Raw genomic sequence first — 23745 nt, 5'->3', positions numbered from 1 at the left:
TGATTTTTAATTTAAACAGGCGTGTAAATAACGGCCAGTAACTTTGCTTTTTGGTTGGCGGCAGCATGAATGTTATGCGCAACAATGGAATCCAGGTATATGCTGTCTCCTTTTTCCAGTTGGTAAAGATCTTTTCCGTAGTTAATCTCCACGCTTCCTTCCATTACAAAAATAAATTCTTCGCCCTCGTGCGACGACAATTTATAGTCCGACTCGTTACTGGGTTCAATTTCCACCACAAAAGGCTCCATGTGGCGGTCGGCTTTTGCCTGCGCGAGCGAGAAGAAATTCAGGTGTTCGCGCGGGGTAGCATCTTTGGTTGAAAAACTAAAGCTTGCTTTTTCTTCGCCGGCTTTTACAACCGCCGGACCAATTTTTTCCTGATCATCCAGAAAGGTACCGATTCGTACTCCCAAGGCTCTTGATATTTTTATAAGATGTCCCAGCGAAGGAACACTTCCTTTTTCCTCAATCGCCTCAAGTTGACCCTCATCCAGGTTCGCTTTCAAAGCCAGATCTTCGCGCGAGATTTTACGGAACTCGCGAAATGCTTTTATTTTCTTTCCGATTTTTTTTTGATTCTTCATGGTTTGATCTATTTACCGGGAACCGTATTTATATCAGTGAAATAAAACCGAATTCAACCGGTTCTTTCATGATCGTTTTATTATCCGTGCAAAAATAACAGTTTGAAGCTAATGAAAAAAGATTCAGTTCGGTATATCCTCCGTTCACGAAAATAACATTCCGATCTAAAGTTTACATAAAATTCACCAAACGCGCAGCAGGTGGCACCACTTCGGCCTAAAACAAATGTCGATACTCACCCTCCGTTTCCGGGTTTCAGAAGCAGGTTCAGTTCTGTAAATGCATAAAAAAAGGTGCCCGAAAGCACCTTTTGTATTCTATTGTTCACGTATTATAACCATTTCAGGTATTTAAAATCCTGGCGGTGTGGCAGGTTCTCGTTTTTCGGGAACAGCCTGAAGCTGTAATTAAATGCCCCCGGATGATCCGGGCGAACCACGTATCTGTATGTGCAGATATTATTGCTGCAATCTTCCGGTTCAAACTCCCAGGCATCGAACATTTCAAGCCCGCCATTTTCACCTTCTTCGGTAATGATCAGTTCCAAACCAACTTCTTTAGCGGTAAGACCGTTCAAATCCACTTTTACATAAACCGGGTATTCGCGACCCATTATCAATTTGTTGGTAAAGCCTTCAATCATATCCTGGTTGATGACTTTAATCCCGTCCCATTTCGAGCTGACATAGGCTTTCCACGCAGCCAGTTCTTTGGCCAGTTTAAACCCATCGGCGTTAACTTTCGATGAACGTTCAAATTGCGGATTGTAATAGCGGTCCTGGTAATCTTTGATCATGCGACCGGTAGTAAAATTAGGCGCCACCTGAGAGATGGTATTTTTTACAAAACCCACCCATTTCTCCGGCACATCTTCGTGGTTCCGGTTGTAGAACGCAGGCACCACTTCTTCTTCCAGAATATTGTAGATGGTTTCAGCATCCAGCTCATCCTGGAAATCCTGTACATCATAAGAACGCTCGGCCGACAAAGCCCAGCCCGCGTTTTTACGGTAACCTTCCACCCACCAGCCGTCAAGTACCGAGAAGTGCAGTGTTCCGTTCATCACTCCTTTTTCCCCACTGGTACCCGAAGCTTCCAACGGACGGGTTGGCGTATTCATCCACACATCCACTCCCTGAAGCAACATTTTCGCCAGGTTAATATCGTAGTTCTGAACAAACAAGATCTTGCCTCTGAATTCCGGACGTTTTGAAACTTCCACAATGTTTTTGATCAGGTCCTGACCAGCTTTATCTGCAGGGTGCGCTTTTCCGGCAAAGATGAACTGTACCGGTCTCTCCGGATTGTTAACAATCCTGGCCAAACGATCCAAATTACGGAACAAAAGATGCGCACGTTTGTAAGTCGCAAAGCGGCGGGCAAAGCCAATTGTCAGCACGTTGGGATTGAGTTTTCCCATCACCTCCGTAATAATTTTCGGGTTTTCGTGCCGCTTGATCCAGTTGCTGGCAAAACGCTGCTTGATGTAATTGATCATTTTCAAACGCAATGTTTTACGCAGTTCCCATATCTCGCTGTCCGGGGCATTGTATATGTTTTTCCAGACATCGAAATCGAGCTGATTTCCCGGAAAGTCGTTCCCAAAATATTTTTTATGAAGTGCTTTCCACTCCGGAGCCGTCCACGAAGGATAGTGAACACCATTGGTTACATAGCCAATTTCAAGTTCATCAACCAGGTAACCCTTGTAGAGATTTTTCAGCACCTCTTTACTCACATCGCCGTGCAACATGCTCACCCCGTTGATTCCCTGCGAAAGGTTGCAAGCCAGGTAACTCATATTAAAATGATCTTCCTGCGGATTGGCTTTTCCCAGTAAATCGAACTCTTCCCAGCTTAAGCCGAGTTTTTCGGGGAAGCTGTTCATGTAATGACGAAACATGTCGTTGTGGAACGAATCGTGCCCTGCAGGTACCGGCGTATGGGTGGTAAATACGGTAGAAGCCGTTACCACTTCCTTCGCTTCGGCAAAGGTCAATCCCTGTTCGCTGATCAGTCCCATAATTCTTTCGAGACCAATAAAGGCCGCATGTCCTTCGTTGCAATGGTAAATATCCGACTGATAACCCAATTTCTTCAGCGCTTTGATACCACCAAGCCCAAGCAACATTTCCTGTTTCAGGCGGTTTTCGTTGTCGCCGCCATACAAATGATGCGTAACAAAACGGTCCTGATCGCTGTTCCCTTCGTGGTCGGCATCCAGTAAATAAAGTTTTACCGAGCCAACATTTACCTGCCAAACATGTGCTACCAGGTTTCTCCCGGGGTATTCCACCTCAATGGTTACCCAGTTGCCGTCTTTATCAATGGCCGGCCGAACCGGTATTTTTGTGAATTGCTGCGCATCGTAGTTCGCCATCTGCTCTCCGTGCAGATTAAGCGTCTGTTTGAAATATCCATACCGGTACAGCAGCCCCACTGCCACCAGGTTTACTTTCGAGTCACTGGCTTCTTTCAAATAGTCGCCAGCCAGGATTCCCAAACCTCCTGAGAAAATTTTCAAGCTGTCGTGCAAGCCGTATTCCATACTAAAATAAGCCACTTCAGGACCACCCAGCTCTTTCCTTGCTTCCAGGTATGCATTGAAATCGGCATACACACGATGCATTCTTGCCAGAAACTCCTCATCTTTGGTCAGTTCCTTCAACTGGTTGTAACTCACTTTATCCAGCAGAACGATCGGGTTATGTTCGCATTCTTCCCAGATTTTAGCATCCACATAACGAAAAAGCTCACGAGCTTCGGTGTTCCAAACCCACCACAGGTTTTTCGACAGCACTCTCAATGGCTCAAGGTCTGTTGGCAAATCAGATTCTACACTGATTTTTTTCCAAACCGGTTCTTCTATTACCGGTGTTTGAATATATCGTACTTTGTTTGTCTCCATTTCTTAAATTTTATATTTGTCCCTTACGCAGGCAAGCTTCGTACTCCCTGCCATTTCATTTATCAGTAATTATCAGTGATATAATAACCCCCTAATGCGTGGCAAAAATAGCTGTTCCGTTTTTACCAGCTGTTTCCCAGGCAATTAAAAACATCGAATTTAACATGCGGGCTACATCAGCTATTTTCAGTGCCGTTTTTGTTTTCCTGTTTTTTGAAGACGGCGCAAATCGGCTTCCAGCTTTTTCAGTTTTTCATCCTTCTCCTCGATAATGCGCTGAAGAATTGCGATTTCACTCTCTGTCTCATTCTCCGGAACCACTGCATTCAGCCTGATCTTAAAATCACTCAGGATGTTCATGTAATTGATGAAGGCCCCATACGGCGAATCAAAAGGATTTTCTGACCGATTAACACGTCCATCGGAAGAATGTTTAGTTGACATATAGTAAAAATGGTCGCTCTCCTGCAGGTAGTTCCAGTCTTTAACCAGGTCAGCATCCGTACAACGCTGCATTCGTTTTCCCAACTCGTAAAGCTTGTTGAAAGCCTCTTTCTGAAGATTATTTCCCAGCCAGGCGGTCAGATCTCTTTCCTCGTCGGCCCAGGAAATAGCTTCGGGCACATGAACCGCAGAAACAGGCTGCAACTGCTCAACCACCTGGGTGGGCGTAGCAAATTGCAAGTGCGGATTTACCGAAACTTTCGCAACAAAACTTTCCAGAAATTTGAAAATTCCACTTTCTTCAGCTTGCCGCTCTCCCAACGATTCATAACTCAGAAATAAATTCACCACTTCTTCTTTCTCCTCCAAACGTTCGAGCCACCCGATAAACTTATCGGCCGTTAAAGGATGCTCCGACCAGTTTCCGTTGGAAAAACGAAAGGCAATGTCGTCGCTGAGTTTAAAGTTGCGCATCAATACCTTTAGACGCGGGTTAATCGCATTCACGTACAGGAAATTGGGGCTCTTCCATCCCAGCACCTGCTTTGCCCCCTCAGTAAGTACGCCCAAAAAACCCATGCCCGCAATTTCGGCACCGATCTCATCCGAATAAATCATCTCGGTATTCCGAAAAATACGCGGTTTTTGTCCGAACAAACCAAATATACGCTCGTCGTGCAAACGAATCTGCTCTTTAAAAATCCCGGGATTTTTCAGCGATGACAACGAATGCGAGTAGGTCTCCGATAAGAACTCGACACAACCGGTTTTTGCCAGTTTTTTAAACGAATCGATCACTTCGGGCGCATACAATTCAAACTGCTCCAGTGCAGTTCCGGTAATCGAAAAGGCGACCTTAAATTTTCCTTCCATCCGGTCGATCAGATCGAGGATGAGTTTATTGGCGGGCAAATAGCACTTGTCGGCTATTTTCCGCATTATCGTATCGTTTGAATAATCGTCGTAATAATAGTGGTCGTTACCGATATCAAAGAACCGGTAGCGCCGGTGCCTGAACGGCTGATGGACCTGAAAAAACAAACAAACTGATTTCGTCATCTTAAAATTGTTTATTCATTATTGTAACTCATCCCACTGCGATTAACTGCTCAGGATTTGTTTCATTCCCTAATCACTTAATTCTGAAACACTACGCTATCGTATACCTTTTTAACATCCATGGCAGAATTGACCCATTTCAATTCTCCTACTTCATTGCGCCCTTCTTTCTTGAAGTGGGCCGACAGCGAAGGGTAACTCAAAATTCCATGAATGGAATCTGCCATGGCAAACGTATCCCAGAAATCAACTTTTATCACATTTTCCAACACTTCGGCTACTCCCGACTGGTTGGAAATAATCACCGGCACATCCAGTTGCATCGCTTCCAGCGGTACAATCCCAAAGGGCTCTGAAACCGAAGGCATTACAAAAACATCGGTCATCCGGAAGAGGTTGCTGACGTCGTTTCCTTTTAAAAATCCGGTAAAATGAAAACGGTCGGCGATTCCCAACTGTGCCGTCCGGGCGATCATCGCATCGAGCATATCACCGCTTCCGGCCATAACAAAGCGCACATTTTTCATTTTCTTCAGCACCAGGCTCGCGGCTTCAATAAAATACTCGGGGCCTTTTTGCATGGTCACCCGCCCCAGAAAAGTAACCACTTTTTCATTAACGCCCTTTGGCGGCAGTGTTCCGGGATCGTCATCCACCGGCTCAACGGCATTGTAAACCGTTACCACCTTATCGGGCGAAATCCCGTATTTGTTGATAACCGTGTAGCGGGTAAGGTTGCTTACCGTAATTATTCTATCGGCAGCCTCCATTCCTTCGCGCTCCACCGCGTAAACACCGGGGTTTACACTCCCGCCGCTCCGGTCGAAGTCGGTAGCATGCACATGCACCACCAAGGGTTTCCCGCTGATTCGCTTGGCTGCTATTCCGGCGGGATAAGCCAGCCAGTCGTGGGCATGAATAATATCAAAATGATTTTGCCGGGCAATGAACCCCGCCACCACTGCATAGTTTTTAATCTCCTGCATTAGCCCGGCGCCGTAGCTTCCGCTAAAATCGATTTTCAAGCCTTCGTTGGTTTCAATAAAGCGGGTGTTCCGGGGATATTTTTCAGTTTTGAGCTTCCAGAAGTCTTCTTCGCTCACATAAGGAACGATCAGAGAATCCACTTCCAGGTAACTCATTGATTTATCTGCTTCCTGAAAATAAAAGTCTTTTGCGGCAATGGGGATAGTATTGGCTCCAATCAGTTTCATAACCGACTGATCTTCATCGCCAAAAGCCTTTGGAACTACAAAGGTTACCTCCACATCGTTAATTTCTGCCAGTCCTTTGGTTAATCCATAACATGCTGTTCCCAGTCCTCCTGAAATATGCGGTGGAAATTCCCAACCAAACATCAATACCTTCATGTGTAACGCTTTTTAAAGTTTTCAATGGCAACCAGACTTTCAAACAAATGTGCCTGTACTTTACGTTTCAACAATTCTGCTCCAATTTTCTCCTCTCTACATTCTTCCTCCCAAATTATCCAGGCGTTATTGTTTACTTTTTTATTCCCGTTATTACTCGTGGTAGTTCCGAATCTGCTTCATGGCGTACGACACACCTGCCACACTCCAAGCCTGCGAAATGGCCCCTTTCCCCTGATGGGGAGGATTTCCTTCGTACATTTCGGAAACGGTTCCCACACAGTGTTGTGTCATCTCTTCTTCAAAACTTTCCAATATTTGTTTTACGAAGGGCAGCCCGCCTTTTTTATGAATCTTCAAATAACCCTCCACAAAAAACGGCAGTAACCAGGGCCAAACCGCGCCCATGTGAATGGCCGACTCTCTTTCCTGCGGATTTCCCTTCACACTTCCCTTGTACCGCAAGTGATCGGGCGACAGGGACCGCAAACCCCGGTTGGTCAGCAATTTCTTTTTGGCCACACTCAACACCTGTTTTTGCTGTTCCTTGTTAAGCGGCGTGTAATCCAGGGCCACTGCAATTACCATATTGGGCCGCACCGACCAGTCGGGAACGCCTTCTTTCACCACATCGGCCAAAAGCCCATGCCCTTCGCTCCAGAAAGTATTTAAAAATGAATGCGCCACTTTCTCTACCATGTCTTTCCATTCATCGATAAATTCGTGGTCGCCGGCCATATCGGCCAAATCGAGCGCAAAACAAATGGCATTGAACCACAATGCATTCACTTCAACTGCCAACCCGGCACGCTGAACCACCGGATTCCCATTCACATAAGAATCCATCCAGGTTAATGCAATCTTTTCTTTTTCAGCCTCAATCAAACCGTCCTTGTTCATTCTTATGTAACCGAGCTTCGATTCTTTATAGCCAGAAAGAATCCGTTTGATGGCGGGGCCATAGGTTTTCCAGGCAACTGCCGGCTTACCTTTGGTTTTGTAACAATGCTGAACCACCCAAATAAACCACAGCGAAGTATCCGCCGAATGATAGGTCAATTCCTTGCTTCCGATATGATCGGGAAAAAATCCGTCGTTAAAATACTTCAGGTACGAATCGAGTATGGTGGCGCACAGCTTTTCGTCTTTCAGCGACAAACACAGTCCGGGCAACGAAACAAAGGTTTGCCGCGTAATGCTCCCGTACCAAGGGAAACCGGCAATAATTTCTGCCGTATTCTTTTTATGAACCACAAATTGCTTGGCGGCATGTTCCAGCGAACTGGCAAAAGTTTCCCTGTCTCCTCTTTTTCTCGACTCGCGGGTAAAACGTTGTTTTAATCCCAGAGGATTTGATTCAGTTAACCCGGCCGCAAACACTACGGACTCGCCTTTTTCCATGGGAAGTTCGAAATAACCCGGGACAAAAAGGTCTTCCAGATAATCGTATCCACGGTTCAGTTCTTTGAGGTATTCGATGTTGTAATACCAATCGGGTACCGGCACAAAATCAGCCTTTTTGCTTGTTTGCAGATAAAGATTCGGATATCCGTCGTACAGGCGCGTGGCAATTCCATTTTCGATATTCTCGAATTTGGTATTCACAAACAGGTTTGCCTTGCTTAGCGCATGAATATTGCGAAAAGCCAAAAAGGGTTTTAAGCGCAAAGTGGTTGCCGAACGCGCTTCTTCCAGCGTGTAACGAATCAGCACCTGTTCTTCCTTTTCAACCAGTAAACGCTCTTTTGTAATAACTACCCCGCCAACCCGGTACGTGATCTTCGGCACATTTCCAAAACTGAAATTCCGCATGTACTTGTGTCCCTTGGGCTCATAACTTCCTCCCTGGTAACGGTGGATGGCGAGGTTAAACTCCGCCTCATTCTGAATTACCGTTTCATCAAGCGACGATAACAACACATGCTTTTCTCCCCCGAAGTTTTCGATGGGGCTAACCAGTAATCCATGATATTTTCGGGTATTACAGCCATTTAATGTGGTACACAGATACGATCCAGCCTTGTTGGTCCGAAGTATTTCGCGGTCTAACGAATACTCCAGATTTATAAGCTGCTCCTGATCAAAACTAAGGTAATGCATAACAAAACTTAATTACGATTTGAGATAAATTGGTTTAGAAAGTTATGGAGAATGAGCGAACACTCATAAACAAATGTACATGAATTATATCATTTTCATCCCCCGTTTTGCTCCAATTCCCTTAAATGCCGGATAAAATATTCTTTTTCTAACTTTAAGTTAAGATAGGAATATTCCTTTTCCAGTTCCTGGGTCATTTTCAGGAACTTGTTTAAGAAAATGGCAAATTCTTGCGAACGTTTGTTTACTGGCCGATGCTGCATGGCATTCACCAGTTTTTGAATTTTCATGGCTGTTTTTCGGCTCTCTGCATCAATCAGGTTTTCCTCAAACACCGACCAGATATGATCGACAGCCACTTCGGTGAGGTGCAACATATCCTCGGCATAAAAGCGGTAATCGCGCAGTTCATCCATCACTATTTCGTACGAAGGAAAATAAAAGCACTTATCCGGAAATCGCTTTACAAGCTCATCAATTGCAAGAATCAGGGCGGCCTTGCTTCGCTGATTTTCGATGGCCCCGTCTTTCCAATGACGAATGGGGCTAACTGTAAATACAATCTTAATTTCGGGATTTTGTTCCCACGACCGGGCCAAGAGCTCGGTGTAAACACCCACAATTTCGCCAACCGACAAACGTTTGCGAACAAACTTCGATGCCGGGACTTTGTGGCAATTGGCCACCACTTCCCCGCTTTCCTTGTAGCGGTAAATCCAGGCTGTACCAAAAGTCAGGAAAAGAAAATCGGCCTGCCGCAGCCAGTTGGATGAAAAAGCGATCCGCGCATTGATCTGCGTCAGTGCTTCCGCCTGATCAACCGAAGAAAACCGGCCGTGGTGCATAAAACTATGCCAGATACCGTTGTGCTGAAACAGCTCACCGGCGCCAAACTTTTTTTCATCCAGCAGCGCCTGTAGTGCATTTGCCACCGAAGAAGGATTGTAAAGAATTCCGAAAGGATTGATATCCACCGGATATTTCAGCGCCTGCATCCTGTTTCCTACATTTTCGGTAAAACAGGAGCCGATAAAAACGCTTCTCTTTTGGTACCCCGCTTTATGTTGATAATGGGGTATGTCTACGTATGTTTGAAATTTTGCTCCCCGCATTTATTTTGCTTTCGGAATATCCACTTTCTTAAACACCAGTGCACTTCGGGCCGGCAAATAAAGTTTTAAATAATGCTGACTCTCAACCCCTCCATTGGGCAAAGTGTAATAGCTAATGTCTTCATCCACCAGATCGTTGCCTCCAAACCTCCCGGAATCGGTATTCAATACAATCCTGTATTTTCCGGCACCCAGCGGAATACCGTAATCGGTGTAGGAATGCTGAGGGTTGAAATTGAACACAAACAAAAACAGTCCGCGGTGAAAAGCCAGCACGTTATCCGGTTTGTTTTCCAGCACCAAATCCACCGAAGGGATGGTCAGCAGTTTATTTTCGTTGATCAGAGCAATCATCTCCTTGTCAAAATCGTACAGCCAGTGAAATTTCAGTTCGGGGTTGTCGGCAATGCTCCAAATCCGGCGGGCATGCTTAAACGACCAGTTATTTCCTTCGCGCGGAAAATCGATCCACTCCGGATGTCCGAATTCATTTCCCATAAAATTCAGGTAAGCGCCACCCGCCGAGCTGGCAGTGGCCAGGCGAATCATTTTATGCAAAGCAATTCCGCGTTCAACCATCAGATTCGGCTGGTCTTTCCGCATGCTAAAATACATTTCCTTGTCGATCAGCCGGAAAATAATGGTTTTGTCACCCACCAATGCCTGATCGTGCGATTCGGCGTAGCTCACCACTTTTTCGTCGAGTCTTTTGGAAGTCAGCTGATAAAAAATATCGCCTACATCCCACTGCTCGTCCGATTTTTCTTTGATGACCTTGATCCAGAAATCGGGCATTCCCATTGCCATCCTGAAATCAAACCCCAGGCCGCCACTTTCAACAGGTGCTGCCAGTCCGGGCATTCCGCTCATATCTTCGGCAATCGAAAGCGATTTCGGGTTTACCTCTTTCATCAGTTTATTGGCCAGCTTAAAATAGGTAACCGCATCGTAATCAACATTGGCCCCAAAATAATCGGCGTAATTGGTAAAGGCGATACCCAGACCGTGGTTAAAATACAGCATGCTGGTAACACCGTCGAAACGAAATCCATCGAATTTAAACTCCTCGAGCCAATACTTGATGTTGGACAGAAGAAAATGTACTACCTGGCTTTTCCCGTAATTAAAGCAATAGGAATCCCACGCCGGATGTTCGCCTTTGGGCCCGTCGTGAAAAAACTGAAAGCGGGTTCCATCGTAATTCCCCAATCCTTCCACTTCATTTTTCACGGCATGAGAATGTACCAGGTCCATAATCACCGCCAATCCCATTCCATGCGCCTCATCAATAAGTTGCTTTAGTTCGTCGGGTGTTCCGAAGCGCGACGATGGTGCAAAAAAGCTGGACACGTGATAGCCAAAACTTCCGTAATAGGGATGCTCGGGAATTGCCATCAGCTGAATGGTATTGTATCCGTTGGCTTTGATACGTGGCAACATCAGTTCACGAAACTCATTGTAAGTATGAACACGGGGTTCCTCTCCCGCCATGCCCACATGAGCTTCGTATACAAGAGGTGGTTCTTCTGTTCTCTCAAATCCGGTATTCCTCCATTCATACGGCAATTCAGGCGCCCATACCTGCGCATTAAAAATGTGGGTATCCTTATCCTGAACCACATATCTTGCCCATGCCGGCACTCGTTTTCCTGAACTCACCGCCCAGTGAATTTGAAGGGCATATAAATCTCCGTGATCAATAGCATCGGCTTCCAATTCCAATTCCCAAACTCCTTCACCAATGTGCGTAAACGAGAATTCAGCCTGTTCGCGCCATTCGTTAAAAGTACCCACCAGATAAATGTAGGTTGCATTGGGTGCCCATTCCCGAATAATCCAACCACCGGTTGTTTTGTGAAGCCCAAAATACAAATGGCCGGAAGAAAATTCGTACAAACTTTTCCCGCCCGTTAATTCCTTTTGTCTCCTCTCCGCAACAATCATCCGATCAGAAATTACTCCTGAATATGGTTCCAGCCATGGATCATCCTGAACAAGTTTTGGCAAAAATTTCTTCATGCTTGTTTTTTTATAAAGATAGAGAAACACTCCATAAAGCTTTCTGAAATCAACAAAAAATCTCCTTAACCTAAAGAAGCGAATAACATGAGTTCACCAACAAGACGTGTAAAACTACTTTAGTACATAATAATGAAGATGGGAAACCGGGAATACGAGATAAAAAACAGCAAGCGGTGCAAAAGAGAAAGACCATGACGGGGGCGCCATGGTCTTATAAGGTTCAATAAATGCTGTTTAATTATTATTTAAAACCTGCGTCTAAATTGCAAAAATCATACCAACAAATACTCTATCTTTAAAAAACTTTTATGTTATTGAATTGTTTTTTTGGTAAAATTTTAAAAATGAAACAACCCGGCTTTACAACCACTTCCCTCAATGTACCTTATCCCAAACCCGATCCTCACAATGCGTTGCATATGCCGTTGTACGAAGCAGTAGCATTCGAATTTGATTCAGCAGAACAAATTGAGGCGAATTTTAAAGGTGAATACATTGCCCATGTATACTCGCGTACGTCGAGCCCTACGGTGGAATATTTCGAACTAAAACTAAAGGCGCTCACAGGCAGCCACGGGGTAATTGCGCTTAGTTCGGGCATGGCTGCCATCTCCAATACCATTTTAGCTCTTACCAAAGCCGGAGATAACATTATCAGCGGGAGCCGGCTGTTTGGACACACATACGCCCTGTTTAACCAAACACTTGCTGAGTTTGGACTGGAATGCCGCTTCTCGGAACTTCGCAACGAAAAGGATATTGAGAAACTGATCGATAAAAACACCCGGGCTATCTATTTTGAAACGGTCACCAATCCTCAGCTCGACATTGCAGATATTGAAATGCTTGCCCGGATCGCCCAAAAGCACGACATTCTCTTGATTGCTGACAGTACGATTACGCCTCCCAATGTTTTTCGCGCGGCTGATTTTGGGGTAAATATCGAGGTAATCTCCACCACCAAACATATTTCCGGCGGGGCTACTTCATTTGGCGGTGCCATTATTGATCACGGGAATTTTGACTGGACACTCAATCCGAACCTGGGCAGCTACACGGAAAAATTCGGGAAAAATGCACTCATCGCTAAAATCAGAAAAAACATTTACCGGAACACCGGAGGCAGCATGTCGCCGCAAACTGCCCGAAACATGAGCCAGGGCCTCGATATGCTTGAATTACGTGTGGAAAAATGCTACCAGAACTGCATGGTGCTGGGAAGCTATCTGCACTCGAACCCAAAAGTGACGGTGGTAAACTATCCTGGCCTGGAAGGAGACCCGGGCTTTGATGCCGCAAAAAAATATTTTAAAGGAGTTCCCGGCACCATCATTTCATTCGACCTGGAATCAAAAGAAGCCTGCTATTCTTTTATGAACAAGCTAAAAGTTGTTCGCAGGGCAACCAACCTGGGCGATAATAAAACACTGATCATTCATCCGCACTCGACCATTTATGCCGAATTTCCGCTGGAAGAAAGAGCCGCCGCCAATATCCGCGACACCATGATGCGACTTTCGGTTGGTATTGAAAATGTGGATGACCTAATTGCCGACATAGAACAAGCGACAAAAGAATAACCCGCAAAAGAGCTGTATGGGCATCATTTACGGGATACTACTTTTCTAACTATGAACTAACGGGCAATTACAATATTCTGCGTATTTGTGAAACTATCAGAATGTACCAAAATCCGGTATACTCCTTCGGTAAATTCAGGTATTTGAATAAAGTTAGGCGAAGAAGTGAGTTCTTTCCGGAACAACAACTTCCCATCGATTGAGAAGATTCGCACATCCACCGGCTCACCAGTCTTTAGTTCGGGGTGAACCAGGCGGAACTGATTCTCTAAAGGATTGGGAAAAACGAAGCTCTTCACCCCGAAATAGCGGTTGGACAGATCGCGCCAATCGCGGACACCGTTTTGATTAAAATCAATCAGCACACAATTGCTACCGGTCGGATTGCAATTTCCGCTTTTTATATCTACACTGTCGAAAGCATCATCCAAACCATCGCCATCATTATCCTGATAGTAGGGTTTCACATCCGAGAAACCATCGTTGTTTACATCGAATGCCTCAATCAGATCGCTCACACCATCACCATCGGCATCAGCATCCAGGTAATCGGGAACTCCGTTATCATCGGTATCCACCGGCAAAGCGTATTTGCCCCCTGCCGAAGGATCGTATGCATCGTCCCAGCCGTTGTTGTTGGCATCCACATTTAGCGGCGCCACGTAATCCTCCTCGCTCTGCCACTCAACGTTATCAGTAATACCGTCGTTGTCGCTGTCTATGTCTTTACTGTCAGGAATTCCATCGCCGTCAGAATCAAGAGCTCCATCTCCCTCTACAAAATCCGGAATTCCATCGTTATCTTTGTCAAGATCCTCAAAGTCGACCACTCCGTCACAATCCGAATCCGGAATAACCTCGATAATAACCTTTGCCATTGCCCGGTAACGATCCTGCGTTTTTTCTTCTATATAATAATCAAACTCCATCGTCCCGCTGTACCATTCCGGAATCTGAATGGAAAAAGTCCGGTCGTCGTTTATAAAAAGCTGATTGGGTCTGGGTGTGATAGCAAAATAGATTTTCAGCGAATCTTCGTTTTCATCCCAGTCGTTTGCCAGAATATCTCCGGTGAGGATATCATCGCAGCCAGCATAGTAAACAAAGGTGTCGTTTTGAGCTACCGGAGGCACATTGTATTTAGCATCGTTACCAGTTCCTTCTATATTTTCGGGAAATAACAACGGGTTTGCAACAACGGGTTTGTATCCATAAACAAGGCCAGCCAATGCCAACATCCATATGACATGAATCTTCTGAAACATGATTAAGCGTCCATGATACAAAAGTAGCCAGCAAAAACATGAACACTATCCTGCAAAACGCTGATTTACATATCTTCTATCCCCCATTCTTGATTCAATATCCCCGAAAACTCATAAGCATTTCTGAAAACCAACCAGACTTTTTGAAGCAAAAGCGACTGCAACGAGGTGTATTTCAAGCAACAGAACAAATAGGCTGATCAAAATGATGCCTGCATTACTTAGTATGCAAGCATCACCGTTCCGTTGCGAACTTCGCCGGTACCATCGTTTAGTTCGAGCACATAAATGTAGTTACCGGCCGGCAATCCGCCCGACCTTCCAATTACAAAGCGGCTGTCGGTTGTACCCCACCACCAGGCATCGTTCCAACCCCAGATATCGTAGTTGCCGTAATGTTCTTTTTCCCACAGTTTTTGTCCGTTGCGGTTAAAGATCATCATTTTCGCATTCGGATACCTTGGGTAGATACACAGGATCTGGAAGAAGTCATGAACACCATCATCGTTCGGTGAGAAACCTTCCGGAATAAACAGTTCGCAATCCATTTCGGTATCCAGGTATTCCGGATGTCCGTCAAGGTCGAGGTCGTCGTTGCTGTAATCGCCGTCGCCATTGATATCTTCGTCTGCGGTCATGTATTCGTCGTCTTCGTCGTTGGTATCGCGCCAGTCACGCCATCCGTCGCCGTCAAAGTCTTGCAGCGGTGCATTGTGTTCCACTTCATTGTCAATGTCATTGCCCCAGGTATCGATCCAGGTATCGTAGGCATCATCCAGGCCATCACCGTCGGTATCAACAAAGAGGCGGGTAACATCCGGGATACCATCGGCATTGTAGTCGTAACCTTCAATGAAGTCGAATACGTTGTCGTTGTCCGAATCAATGTCAATGTAGTCGGGCATTCCGTCCTGATCGTGGTCATTCAGGTTCTCATCGAAAGCATAGCCACCGTAATTCGGATCGTAGCGGTCGTCCCAACCATCGTTGTTCTGGTCGCGCCACCCGTCCGGACTCACATAATCGTGTTCCCCCTGTCCTTCAATATTGTCAACGATACCGTCGTTATCCGAATCAATATCCAGGTAATCCGGTATTCCATCCTGATCCGAATCGATGGAAAGATCCGGGAAATCAGGATTCAATCCTTCGTTCAGGTCACGGATACCATCGTTATCATCGTCGATATCGTCCACATCGGCAACACCGTCACAATCGTGGTCGGCTACACGTGTTATGTATACCCAGGCCGTATCTCTCAACGACGGCGGCAAGCCTTCGTCCCAAATTTCATACTGGAAGCTGTCCACTCCTTCTTCAAAATCGAAGAATGGCTCGTATTCGAAATGCCCGTCATCGTACAAAGTAAGTATTCCGTTAACAGGAGGCGTTATGGTTACCGGGTTCACCACAATGTTGTCGCCATCCGGATCATAATCATCATCTGGTCCCTCAATTACACTACCCGTAAGATTACCACAAGGCAAATCGAAATAATCATCCACAGCCACCGGTGGTTGATTGGCCGGGCGAACGGTAACATGTACCAGTGCTTTTCCGCATTCAGGGTCGCAAGGTATTCCGTCGTCACAAATTATATAGCGGAACACATCCGTCCCAACATACCCAGGATCAGGCGTATAGGTCACTATCCCCGTAACGTTATCAACTACAACCGATCCATTATTTGGATTCGATATCACGCCAAGCGACGAAATATTGATATTTGTTTTCAGATCATAGTCGTTAAGAACCACATTTATATCTACCGGAACATCCACCGCTGTTACGGCCGTATCGTTGACAACGTTTGGCGGAATATTTCCAAATATTTCAAACTCGGCCTGGCAGCTACTGTAGTTCCCGTTTACATCGTAAGCCGTTACCGTAATAAAGGTGGTTCCTATATCATCGCAATCCAGAATATATCTATCCAGCAGGATGGTATCGATACCACACTCGTCGTCTGCACTTTCGGTCACTATTTCCCAGCTCAGTGTATATGTTCCGTCTTCCTCGCTTAGCTGAATGGTTTGTTTTCCGACACAGGTAATAACTGGAGGTATTTCGTCGATCACGGTTACAATGCCTTCACAGGTAGCCGAATTTCCATAAATATCGGTAACTGTCAGTTCTACTGTGTTTTCCCCAACATCGGTACAATCGAAACGATCTTTTGAAAGCTGAATGGAAGCTACTTCACAGTTATCGGTTGAAGTATTGTTAATCTGTTCGGCAGTGATGCTCACTTCGCCGTTTTCATCCAGGTAAACCGTAATATCCTGGCAAATCGCTTCCGGTGGAACGGTATCTACAACCGTGATGTTGGCCATACATTCAGCCGAAAGGCCTGCTTCGTCCACCACTGTCACCCGAACCTGGAAGCCCGACTCAATGTCTTCACAAGTCAGCTCTCTTGTTTCGATGTAAACCAGCATATCTTCCGGTGCCGTACAGTTGTCGTAAAGACTGTCGACCATGGCAATGGAATCCTGAACGGTGAACGAATACGTTCCGTCGGCATTTAGGTAAACCGTAAGGTCGGCACAGAATACTTCGGGAGCCTGGTCGTCGGTTACCAGGTAATAACTGGTGTCGCGTGCTATGTTCCCACAGAAATCAGCTACACTGTAATATACAATCACCCTCGTCCTTCCGGGCTGAAGCACAATCGTAGTGTCTCTCACAGTAAACGAAGCCGGATCAAGCGCACAATTATCATAGGCATCGGCATCAGCCAGTGCCAGAAAATCAGCCAGTGTTTCAATTTCAGGAACAACACTTAACGAACATTCAGCAGTGTCGCCCAGAGGAGCCATCAACACAGGCGGAACAATATCGTAGAAATCAATATGCTGCACACAAGTATCGCGGCGACCGTAAATGTCCTCGGCCACATAATAACGATCCACACTCAGGCAGAAATCGCGGTCTCCCGGAAGGTCGAAGCTACTAAGTTTCGCGAACAGGTTTTCCGGCACATACGATCCTCCAAGCGCGGTAAATCCGGCCAAAGTGGTTGCGGCAGGATAAGCTGACGGATCGGGGCATTCTATTACGGTGTCAGGAATGCAGAGAACTTCGGGTAACAAAGCGGTAAGTTCCACTGTAAGCGTATCCAAACAACCAATAGAATCACTTACAAATACGGTATAACTACCTGCCAGAAGCTTGTTTATATAGTTTGTGGTTTTACCCGTATTCCACAAATATTCAAACGGTTCGGTTCCGTTGGTTACCCCTACTTCGATCTCACCCACCGGATTTGCCGAATATCCCTGGTCAACATGCAAGGTTTCGTACACCTGAATGGCCGGACGCACTTCGATCTCCATACTGCCCGGACCGGCACACTGACCGGGATCGGGTGTAAACGAATAGACCACCGTGCCGGGTACATCGGTATTGATTGCAGCCGGACTCCAGGTTCCCGTAAACCCATTTGTTGATACAGCCGGCAATTCAGGCGCTGCACTATACTGGCAAAGCGGCCCCATAGGATCAAATTCGGGAACATAAGTTTCCGTGTAAATCTTCTGCACAAAAGGAACAGAGCTACACTCGTCTACAATTCGGTAGGTACGCAGCACCACTCCATCTTTGTCAGGTTTTGAATCGCTGATCCATCTCAAAGTGGGAGAACATGCATCCGTAACCACTCCACCAAGGGCTACAAATTCGGAATAGCTGCTCAATGGAGGCGGTATTACACATCCCACATCCGCTAGATCAGGTATTCCCTTCTCCAACTTCATCGGAAAATATGATTCGATTACAAAAATCGCTTCTGCCACGTCCGAAGGATTTCCGCAGCCATCGTAAACCCGGTAAAAACGCTTCACAATTTTCGGACATTTAGTCTGAACTGTTTGTTCCGGACGTACTTCTTCCAAAATCAACTGATTAGCAGGAGTACAGTTATCTCCAAGCGTTACATAATTCCCGGCGTATATCAGAAGCTCTTGCGTATTTCGGTATTTACGCGGATTGTAATCTGAACAGGCATCAATGTATTGTGTTCTGAAGCTGATGGTTGGCTTAATATTGTCTTCACGAATAATCATCTGCTCACAACTCATCACATCGCCGTTGGTATTTTCAACAGAATAGGTACGAATAATGACTTCCGGGCAACGGTTACCATCCGGAACATCGCTAGAAGTAAACGAGGATTCGATTATGGAAGGAGTACTTGAAATAATGCCACCGCCATTCCGGAATGCTTGAACAGTGGTAAATGCTGCCGGAATCGTTTCGTCAGGACACAACGAAATTGGGTCGGGACAAATGATTCCAAAGCCGGTAATTTGCACCTGTACACTTGCCGGACAGCCATTGGCATCGGTTATCTCGGCCCGGTAATTACCAATCTCCAGCCCACTCAAATCCTCAGTGTTTCGAGTAGTACCATCGGGGAAAATCCATACTACATCGTAAGGGCCTGTACCTCCTTCTATGGTCAGATCAATGCTTCCAATCGGAGAAGGAGAATTCCCCACATCGGTTTTCACGAAGCTAACCACAATCGGCTCAGGCTCCTCAACCGTAGTATTTCTGATGGCGGTTAGGGTTGAATCTTCAAGATCAATAACAGTTACCGTATAAAGACCTGCCTGCAAGCCGGAAATATCTTCCAGAACAGATGAGAAATCGTCAGGCCCCACCCAATCAAACAGGTAGTTTCCACTTCCACCCGATACATTCAGGTCGATCTTCCCGTTGTATTCTCCATAACACAAAACAGGCGTAGGAGCCAGCACTACACGCAAGCGGTCTCCTGCTTCTCTTGCCGGCAAGGTAATAACCCTGCTTACCGTACATCCGTTGGCATCGGTTACAACAATGGAGTAAGTTCCGGGCGGTTGGTTTTCCAGGTTTTGTGTTGTATCTCCTGTACTCCAGGCATAGCTGTATTCGGGTGTTCCTCCTGCCACTTCAACAAAAATACTCCCCACACCTGTGCTGCTTTCTGCCGAGTCGATAATTACTTGGGAAATGTAAAGCGAATCAGGCTGTATAATCTCTACAGTAAATGAGTCGGTGCAATTAATTGAATCTACCACAACAACCTTGTACTCACCGGCTACAAGATCACTAATATCCTCTGTTATCTCTCCGTTACTCCAAAGAAAGCGATAAGGCGGAATTCCGCCATTAACGGTGAGATTAACGGAGCCGTTGCTGTCTCCGTAGCAAAGCACATCTACGGGGTCTGCTACCAAATCAATCGGAGGGCTAATAACCAGGTGCAGCCAGCTGGTGTCCGGGCAAGCGGTTCCGCTACCAAGCGTATGCAGGTAATCGCCAGTATTGTAATATGTTTGGCCGGTCCCTTCGATCCATGTATATTCTATGCAGGCATAAATGGTGTCGTAGGTCACTCCGCCCTCAATGATGGTTGTATAAAGAATAACAACCGAATCGCAACCTTCCGAGTCAGGCAATACGGCCTGGTAAACACTGTCGGTTTGCGTTTGGATCGGGATGGAATTCCAGTCGGCCACCAGCTCGTTCAAACAGAAAGTATCAAAAACCGGTACAGTATCAGGAGGAACAATGGTTACATTATACGTGAGCAGGGAGTCGCAGCCATACAAATTTGGAATGGTATCAAAATAAACATGGCTTGAGTCAGTCTGTATCCAACGGTTATTAAGCTGGAATGCATCCGTCCCGGCGCAGAAGGTTAAATCCAGCATAAAATCGGTTACCGGCAATATGGTTACTTCATAGAAAATCAAAGTATCACAACCCGATGGCCCGGGGACATTATGAAGGTAGGTGCTATCATGCTCCGGGGAAATCGTCTGCCCGTACCAGGCAGCAATCGGTTCTCCGAAACAGAAGGTATCCAAGACCGTATCTTTGAATGCCGGCACAATGTCGACTATCAGAGTGATGGTTGAATCACAACCAAAAACGTTCTGTGTGGTATCAAGGTAGGTACTATCGATATAGGTAGAAACCGGCCGGCCGTTCCAGTCAAACGACGGACTTCCTTCGCACAGCACCATCTCGATCAGTGTATCCGACACCGGCAGCGTAATTACCTCCAGTTGCAGGCGCAAAGAGTCGCAGCCCGCGGCGTAATACAAGGTATCGAAGTAAACGCTGTCGCGATCAGGTAAAACGGTATGGCTATTCCAGCTGTAGGGCAATTCGTTTGCACACAATTCCACGGTTTGCAAACTGTCATACGGCAGCAACACTTTTACATCCAGGTTCACGATGGAGTCGCAGCCAAATATGTTTTGAAGGGTGTCGCGGTAAACACTGTCGTGTTCGGCATAAATCATCAGCGTATTCCAGGCATAGGGCTGATTGCCGTAACACAATAAAGTATCAATCAGGGTATCGGTTGCCGGATAGAGGTGTACATCCAGTTGTACAAGTGAGTCGCAGCCAAACTGATTACTAAGTGTTGCCTCGTAAATGCTGTCGAAAACGGTTTGGATGGTGACACCATTCCACACAAACGCCGGTTCATCCTGGCACAGGATTGTATCTACTCTGAAGGTATCCGGCGGAATGATGGTTACATCATAGGTTAACAGCGAGTCGCAACCAAACTGATTGGCATTGTACAAAGTATCAAAATAAACCTGGCTAAAATCGGTTTGAATCCAACGGTTGTTTAACGGAAATTCTTCAGCTCCTGCACAAAGCGTTAATTCAAGCATTGTATCGGTCACCGGAAGCGTGAACACATGGATGGTGATCAGCAGCGAGTCACATCCGGAATTGGAATAATAGGCTGTATCGAGGTAAACGCTGTCGCGGTCAGGCAAAATAGTGATGTTGCCATATGGAGCATACGGTGTCTCGTTTTCGCAAATGTAAATGGTAGTATCGAAATCTGTCGGGAAAAGTACTTTCACATCCAGGGTTAAGATAGAGTCGCAACCATATTGGTTCATGCCCGGCAAAGTATCCTGATAAGTACGATCCATGTCGCTGGTAATCGTTTTTCCGTTCCAGGCAAACGGATCGGCACCTGCGCAAACCTCCATCGAATCGTAGCTATATGATGGCGGATAAACGTTTAATTCAATGCTATCGGAGGCCTCACACATAACCTGGTCAATAATCGTGTAGATCAAGCGGTAATTCCCTACCGGCGCACCCTGGAATGTGCTAACACTGTCGTTGGTCAAATTCAGAAACATCGCCCCATTCCCAGTCCAGCTGTGAGTCAGCGTTCCTGTTCCGCCCAGCGGATTACCATGAAGCAACACCACTTCACCTTCACATAAAACGGTATCGTCTGCCGTTACATCTACCAGTAGTAACTCCGGATTTTCAAGTACCAAGGTATCCATGAAAGTACATCCGTTCTCATCGGTAACAGTGAGATAATAGGCATCGGCAGGCAAACCAACAATTGAGTCTCCATAAAAGACCGAACCAAGCTGGCTGTTCCACTGGAAGGAAAGATCTCCTGTTCCTCCGTTTGCCGAAGCCCGGATAATGCCATCGTAATAGCCGTAACAGCTTATCTGCTGAACAACTTCGGCCAGAGCTGTTAATTGCGGCGGATTAACAATTTCAATCGAATCCATGGCCATACAGCCATTATCATCGGTAACAGTCAGGTAATACATTCCGGCTCCCAGCCCTGAAATTCTGTCGTTACCGGAAGCAGAATAACCATCCGGGCCGGTCCAGGCAAAGTCAAAAGGAGCAGCACCGCCTGTCATTGTTACCCAAATAATGGCATCGTGATCGTTGTAACAAAGTAAAGGCTGCATCCCAAATTCAAATTCAGGCTTACTAAGCCGGAAGGTTACAGAATCAACAGCGGGTGTACAGGTTCCGTTGTCGGCCATTCCTTCGGCGGTCAGAATCAGCGTTACCTCGCCCAGAAGACTGTCGTTTGCCCCCAACTGATAAACCGGGTGCAGACTGTAGGCATCGCTAAATGTTCCGTCGCCGGTGGTGGTCCAGTACAATACGCTATGGTTCCATGCCGTATCGCCCGAAACCGCAATATCGTTCAGGTCACAGAGCACCTTGTCTTCGCCCACTTCCGCTTCGGGCAAGGGGAATACTTTTACCATTCCCTGCTCCAGGGTGTCGCAGCCGTGTTCGGTAGTTACATAAACAATAATATCGAATTCGCCTTCGGCATCCCAAAGGTGAGTGATTTCGTTGCCCCAGGTGGTATCGGTGCCATTTATGTCAGTAAAGTCGACACCCGGCACATAACTGGTGTCATTCACCTCGCGGTCAACCAGCTCCCAATAGTAGGAATAGCCAGCTTCCCCGTCGCGGCGGTAGGTACGTTCGGCTCCCACACATACCGAGTCGATGACATAGGTCTCCTGGGCGAGCAGGTTTGCCGCCATCAGGAGGAAGAATACTATGTACATCCACTTTTTCATTCTTTAGCTACAAGTTGTAAGCTTCAAGCCACAAGTTTTTTCTTTTGAACCACAATAGGAACATAGGGCACGATAGATGATTTAAACGCTTCAAGGTTTTAAAAACACTTGAAGGTTTATCAGACTGCCTACTGCTATTTGCCAATTGTTTGTTCATTTTTTTAGCTACACGTTTTGAGCTTTAAGCTACTAGCTTTTTCTTTTTAACCACAATAGGCACATAGGGCACAGCAGATGGTTTCTTCTCTCGCAAAGGCGCCAAGACGCTAAGTATTTCCTTTTATCATCCTTCATTCTACATTGCCAAATTGCTTACTGTTATTTGCCTATTGCCTATTCATTCCATATTCGTTATTCAAATAGTTTTTTTTGAACCACATGAGGCACATAGGGCACAACAGGTAGTTTAAACGCTTCAAGGTTTTAAAAACGCTTGAAGGTTTATCGGACTGCCTACTGCTATTTGCCAACTGTCGGTTCATTTTATAATCGTTTGTCAAACTGTTAATTGCAAAATTGCTCTATTGTAAACTGAGACACAAAGCCCGTGAAGAGTCGCGGAGCTTGCTGTCGCTTGTGCGGAATACATTTTCATCGGTGCGGAGGCTTCTGTCGATGACCGGAAGCGTTCTCTCGGTCGCCGGAAGCGTTCTTCGCCTGACGCACTGTCAGTTGATAGTTGCGCGGAAGAGATTGCACCTGACGCGGAGTCAGTTTTCGGTCGTGCGAGGTCTTCTGTCAGTCGCGCGAAGTGTACTGTCGTCCGTGCAAGGTCTTTTGCCGGTTGTGCGAAGACTATTTTCATCGGTGCGAAATGTATTTCCATGTTTATATTTTTCTAGCTACAAGTTTTGAGCTTCAAGCTGCGAGCTTTTTCTTTTTAACCACAATAGGCACATAGGGCACGATAGATGAT

At 46.1% G+C, this 23745-nt stretch carries 10 protein-coding genes; 1 reads left to right on the top strand and 9 read right to left on the bottom strand.

Annotated features, from left to right (window positions below):
* Positions 1 to 11: 11 nt before the first annotated feature.
* The 7 genes from D1614_RS04345 to D1614_RS04315 all read right to left on the bottom strand — a co-directional run bounded on the left by D1614_RS04345 (position 12) and on the right by D1614_RS04315 (position 11600).
* The gene (locus tag D1614_RS04345; protein WP_119436669.1) at positions 12 to 587 is read right to left on the bottom strand and encodes a helix-turn-helix domain-containing protein; all 576 of its coding nucleotides are present in this window, start codon (positions 585 to 587) and stop codon (positions 12 to 14) included.
* Positions 588 to 919: 332 nt separating this feature from the next.
* Positions 920 to 3496: an alpha-glucan family phosphorylase gene (glgP, locus tag D1614_RS04340; RefSeq protein WP_119436668.1), complete on the bottom strand. Its 2577-nt coding sequence runs from the start codon at positions 3494 to 3496 to the stop codon at positions 920 to 922.
* 186 nt (positions 3497 to 3682) lie between these two features.
* Positions 3683 to 4999, bottom strand: coding sequence for a glycoside hydrolase family 57 protein (locus D1614_RS04335; RefSeq protein ID WP_119436667.1), 1317 nt, complete (start codon positions 4997 to 4999; stop codon positions 3683 to 3685).
* A 77-nt stretch (positions 5000 to 5076) separates the two neighbouring features.
* Positions 5077 to 6369 carry a glycosyltransferase family 4 protein gene (locus D1614_RS04330; RefSeq protein ID WP_119436666.1) on the bottom strand — a complete coding sequence of 431 codons (1293 nt, stop codon included), beginning with the start codon at positions 6367 to 6369 and terminating at the stop codon, positions 5077 to 5079.
* A 153-nt stretch (positions 6370 to 6522) separates the two neighbouring features.
* Positions 6523 to 8469: an amylo-alpha-1,6-glucosidase gene (locus D1614_RS04325; protein ID WP_119436665.1), complete on the bottom strand. Its 1947-nt coding sequence runs from the start codon at positions 8467 to 8469 to the stop codon at positions 6523 to 6525.
* 95 nt (positions 8470 to 8564) lie between these two features.
* Positions 8565 to 9581: a GSCFA domain-containing protein gene (locus D1614_RS04320; RefSeq protein ID WP_119436664.1), complete on the bottom strand. Its 1017-nt coding sequence runs from the start codon at positions 9579 to 9581 to the stop codon at positions 8565 to 8567.
* Complete coding sequence (locus tag D1614_RS04315; RefSeq protein WP_119436663.1) at positions 9582 to 11600, bottom strand: alpha amylase C-terminal domain-containing protein; 2019 nt, start codon at positions 11598 to 11600, stop codon at positions 9582 to 9584.
* Between the two features lie 347 nt (positions 11601 to 11947).
* Between D1614_RS04315 and D1614_RS04310 the strand changes: the two genes are divergently transcribed.
* Entirely contained in the window at positions 11948 to 13183 is a 1236-nt protein-coding gene (locus tag D1614_RS04310; RefSeq protein WP_162304411.1) for an aminotransferase class I/II-fold pyridoxal phosphate-dependent enzyme, read from the top strand.
* Between the two features lie 56 nt (positions 13184 to 13239).
* Here the strand turns inward: D1614_RS04310 and D1614_RS04305 are convergent, their stop codons facing one another.
* Together D1614_RS04305 and D1614_RS04300 are read right to left on the bottom strand one after the other, a co-directional pair.
* Entirely contained in the window at positions 13240 to 14448 is a 1209-nt protein-coding gene (locus D1614_RS04305; RefSeq protein ID WP_119436661.1) for a T9SS type A sorting domain-containing protein, read from the bottom strand.
* A gap of 221 nt (positions 14449 to 14669) precedes the next feature.
* Positions 14670 to 22829, bottom strand: a complete 8160-nt coding sequence (locus D1614_RS04300) for a T9SS type B sorting domain-containing protein (protein ID WP_119436660.1) — start codon at positions 22827 to 22829, stop codon at positions 14670 to 14672.
* Between the last annotated feature and the right edge of the window lie 916 nt (positions 22830 to 23745).

It is taken from the genome of Maribellus luteus, assembly GCF_003576475.1.
Taxonomy (GTDB): Bacteria; Bacteroidota; Bacteroidia; order Bacteroidales; family Prolixibacteraceae; genus Draconibacterium; species Draconibacterium luteum.
This window is presented reverse-complemented; position numbering and strand designations above follow the sequence as displayed.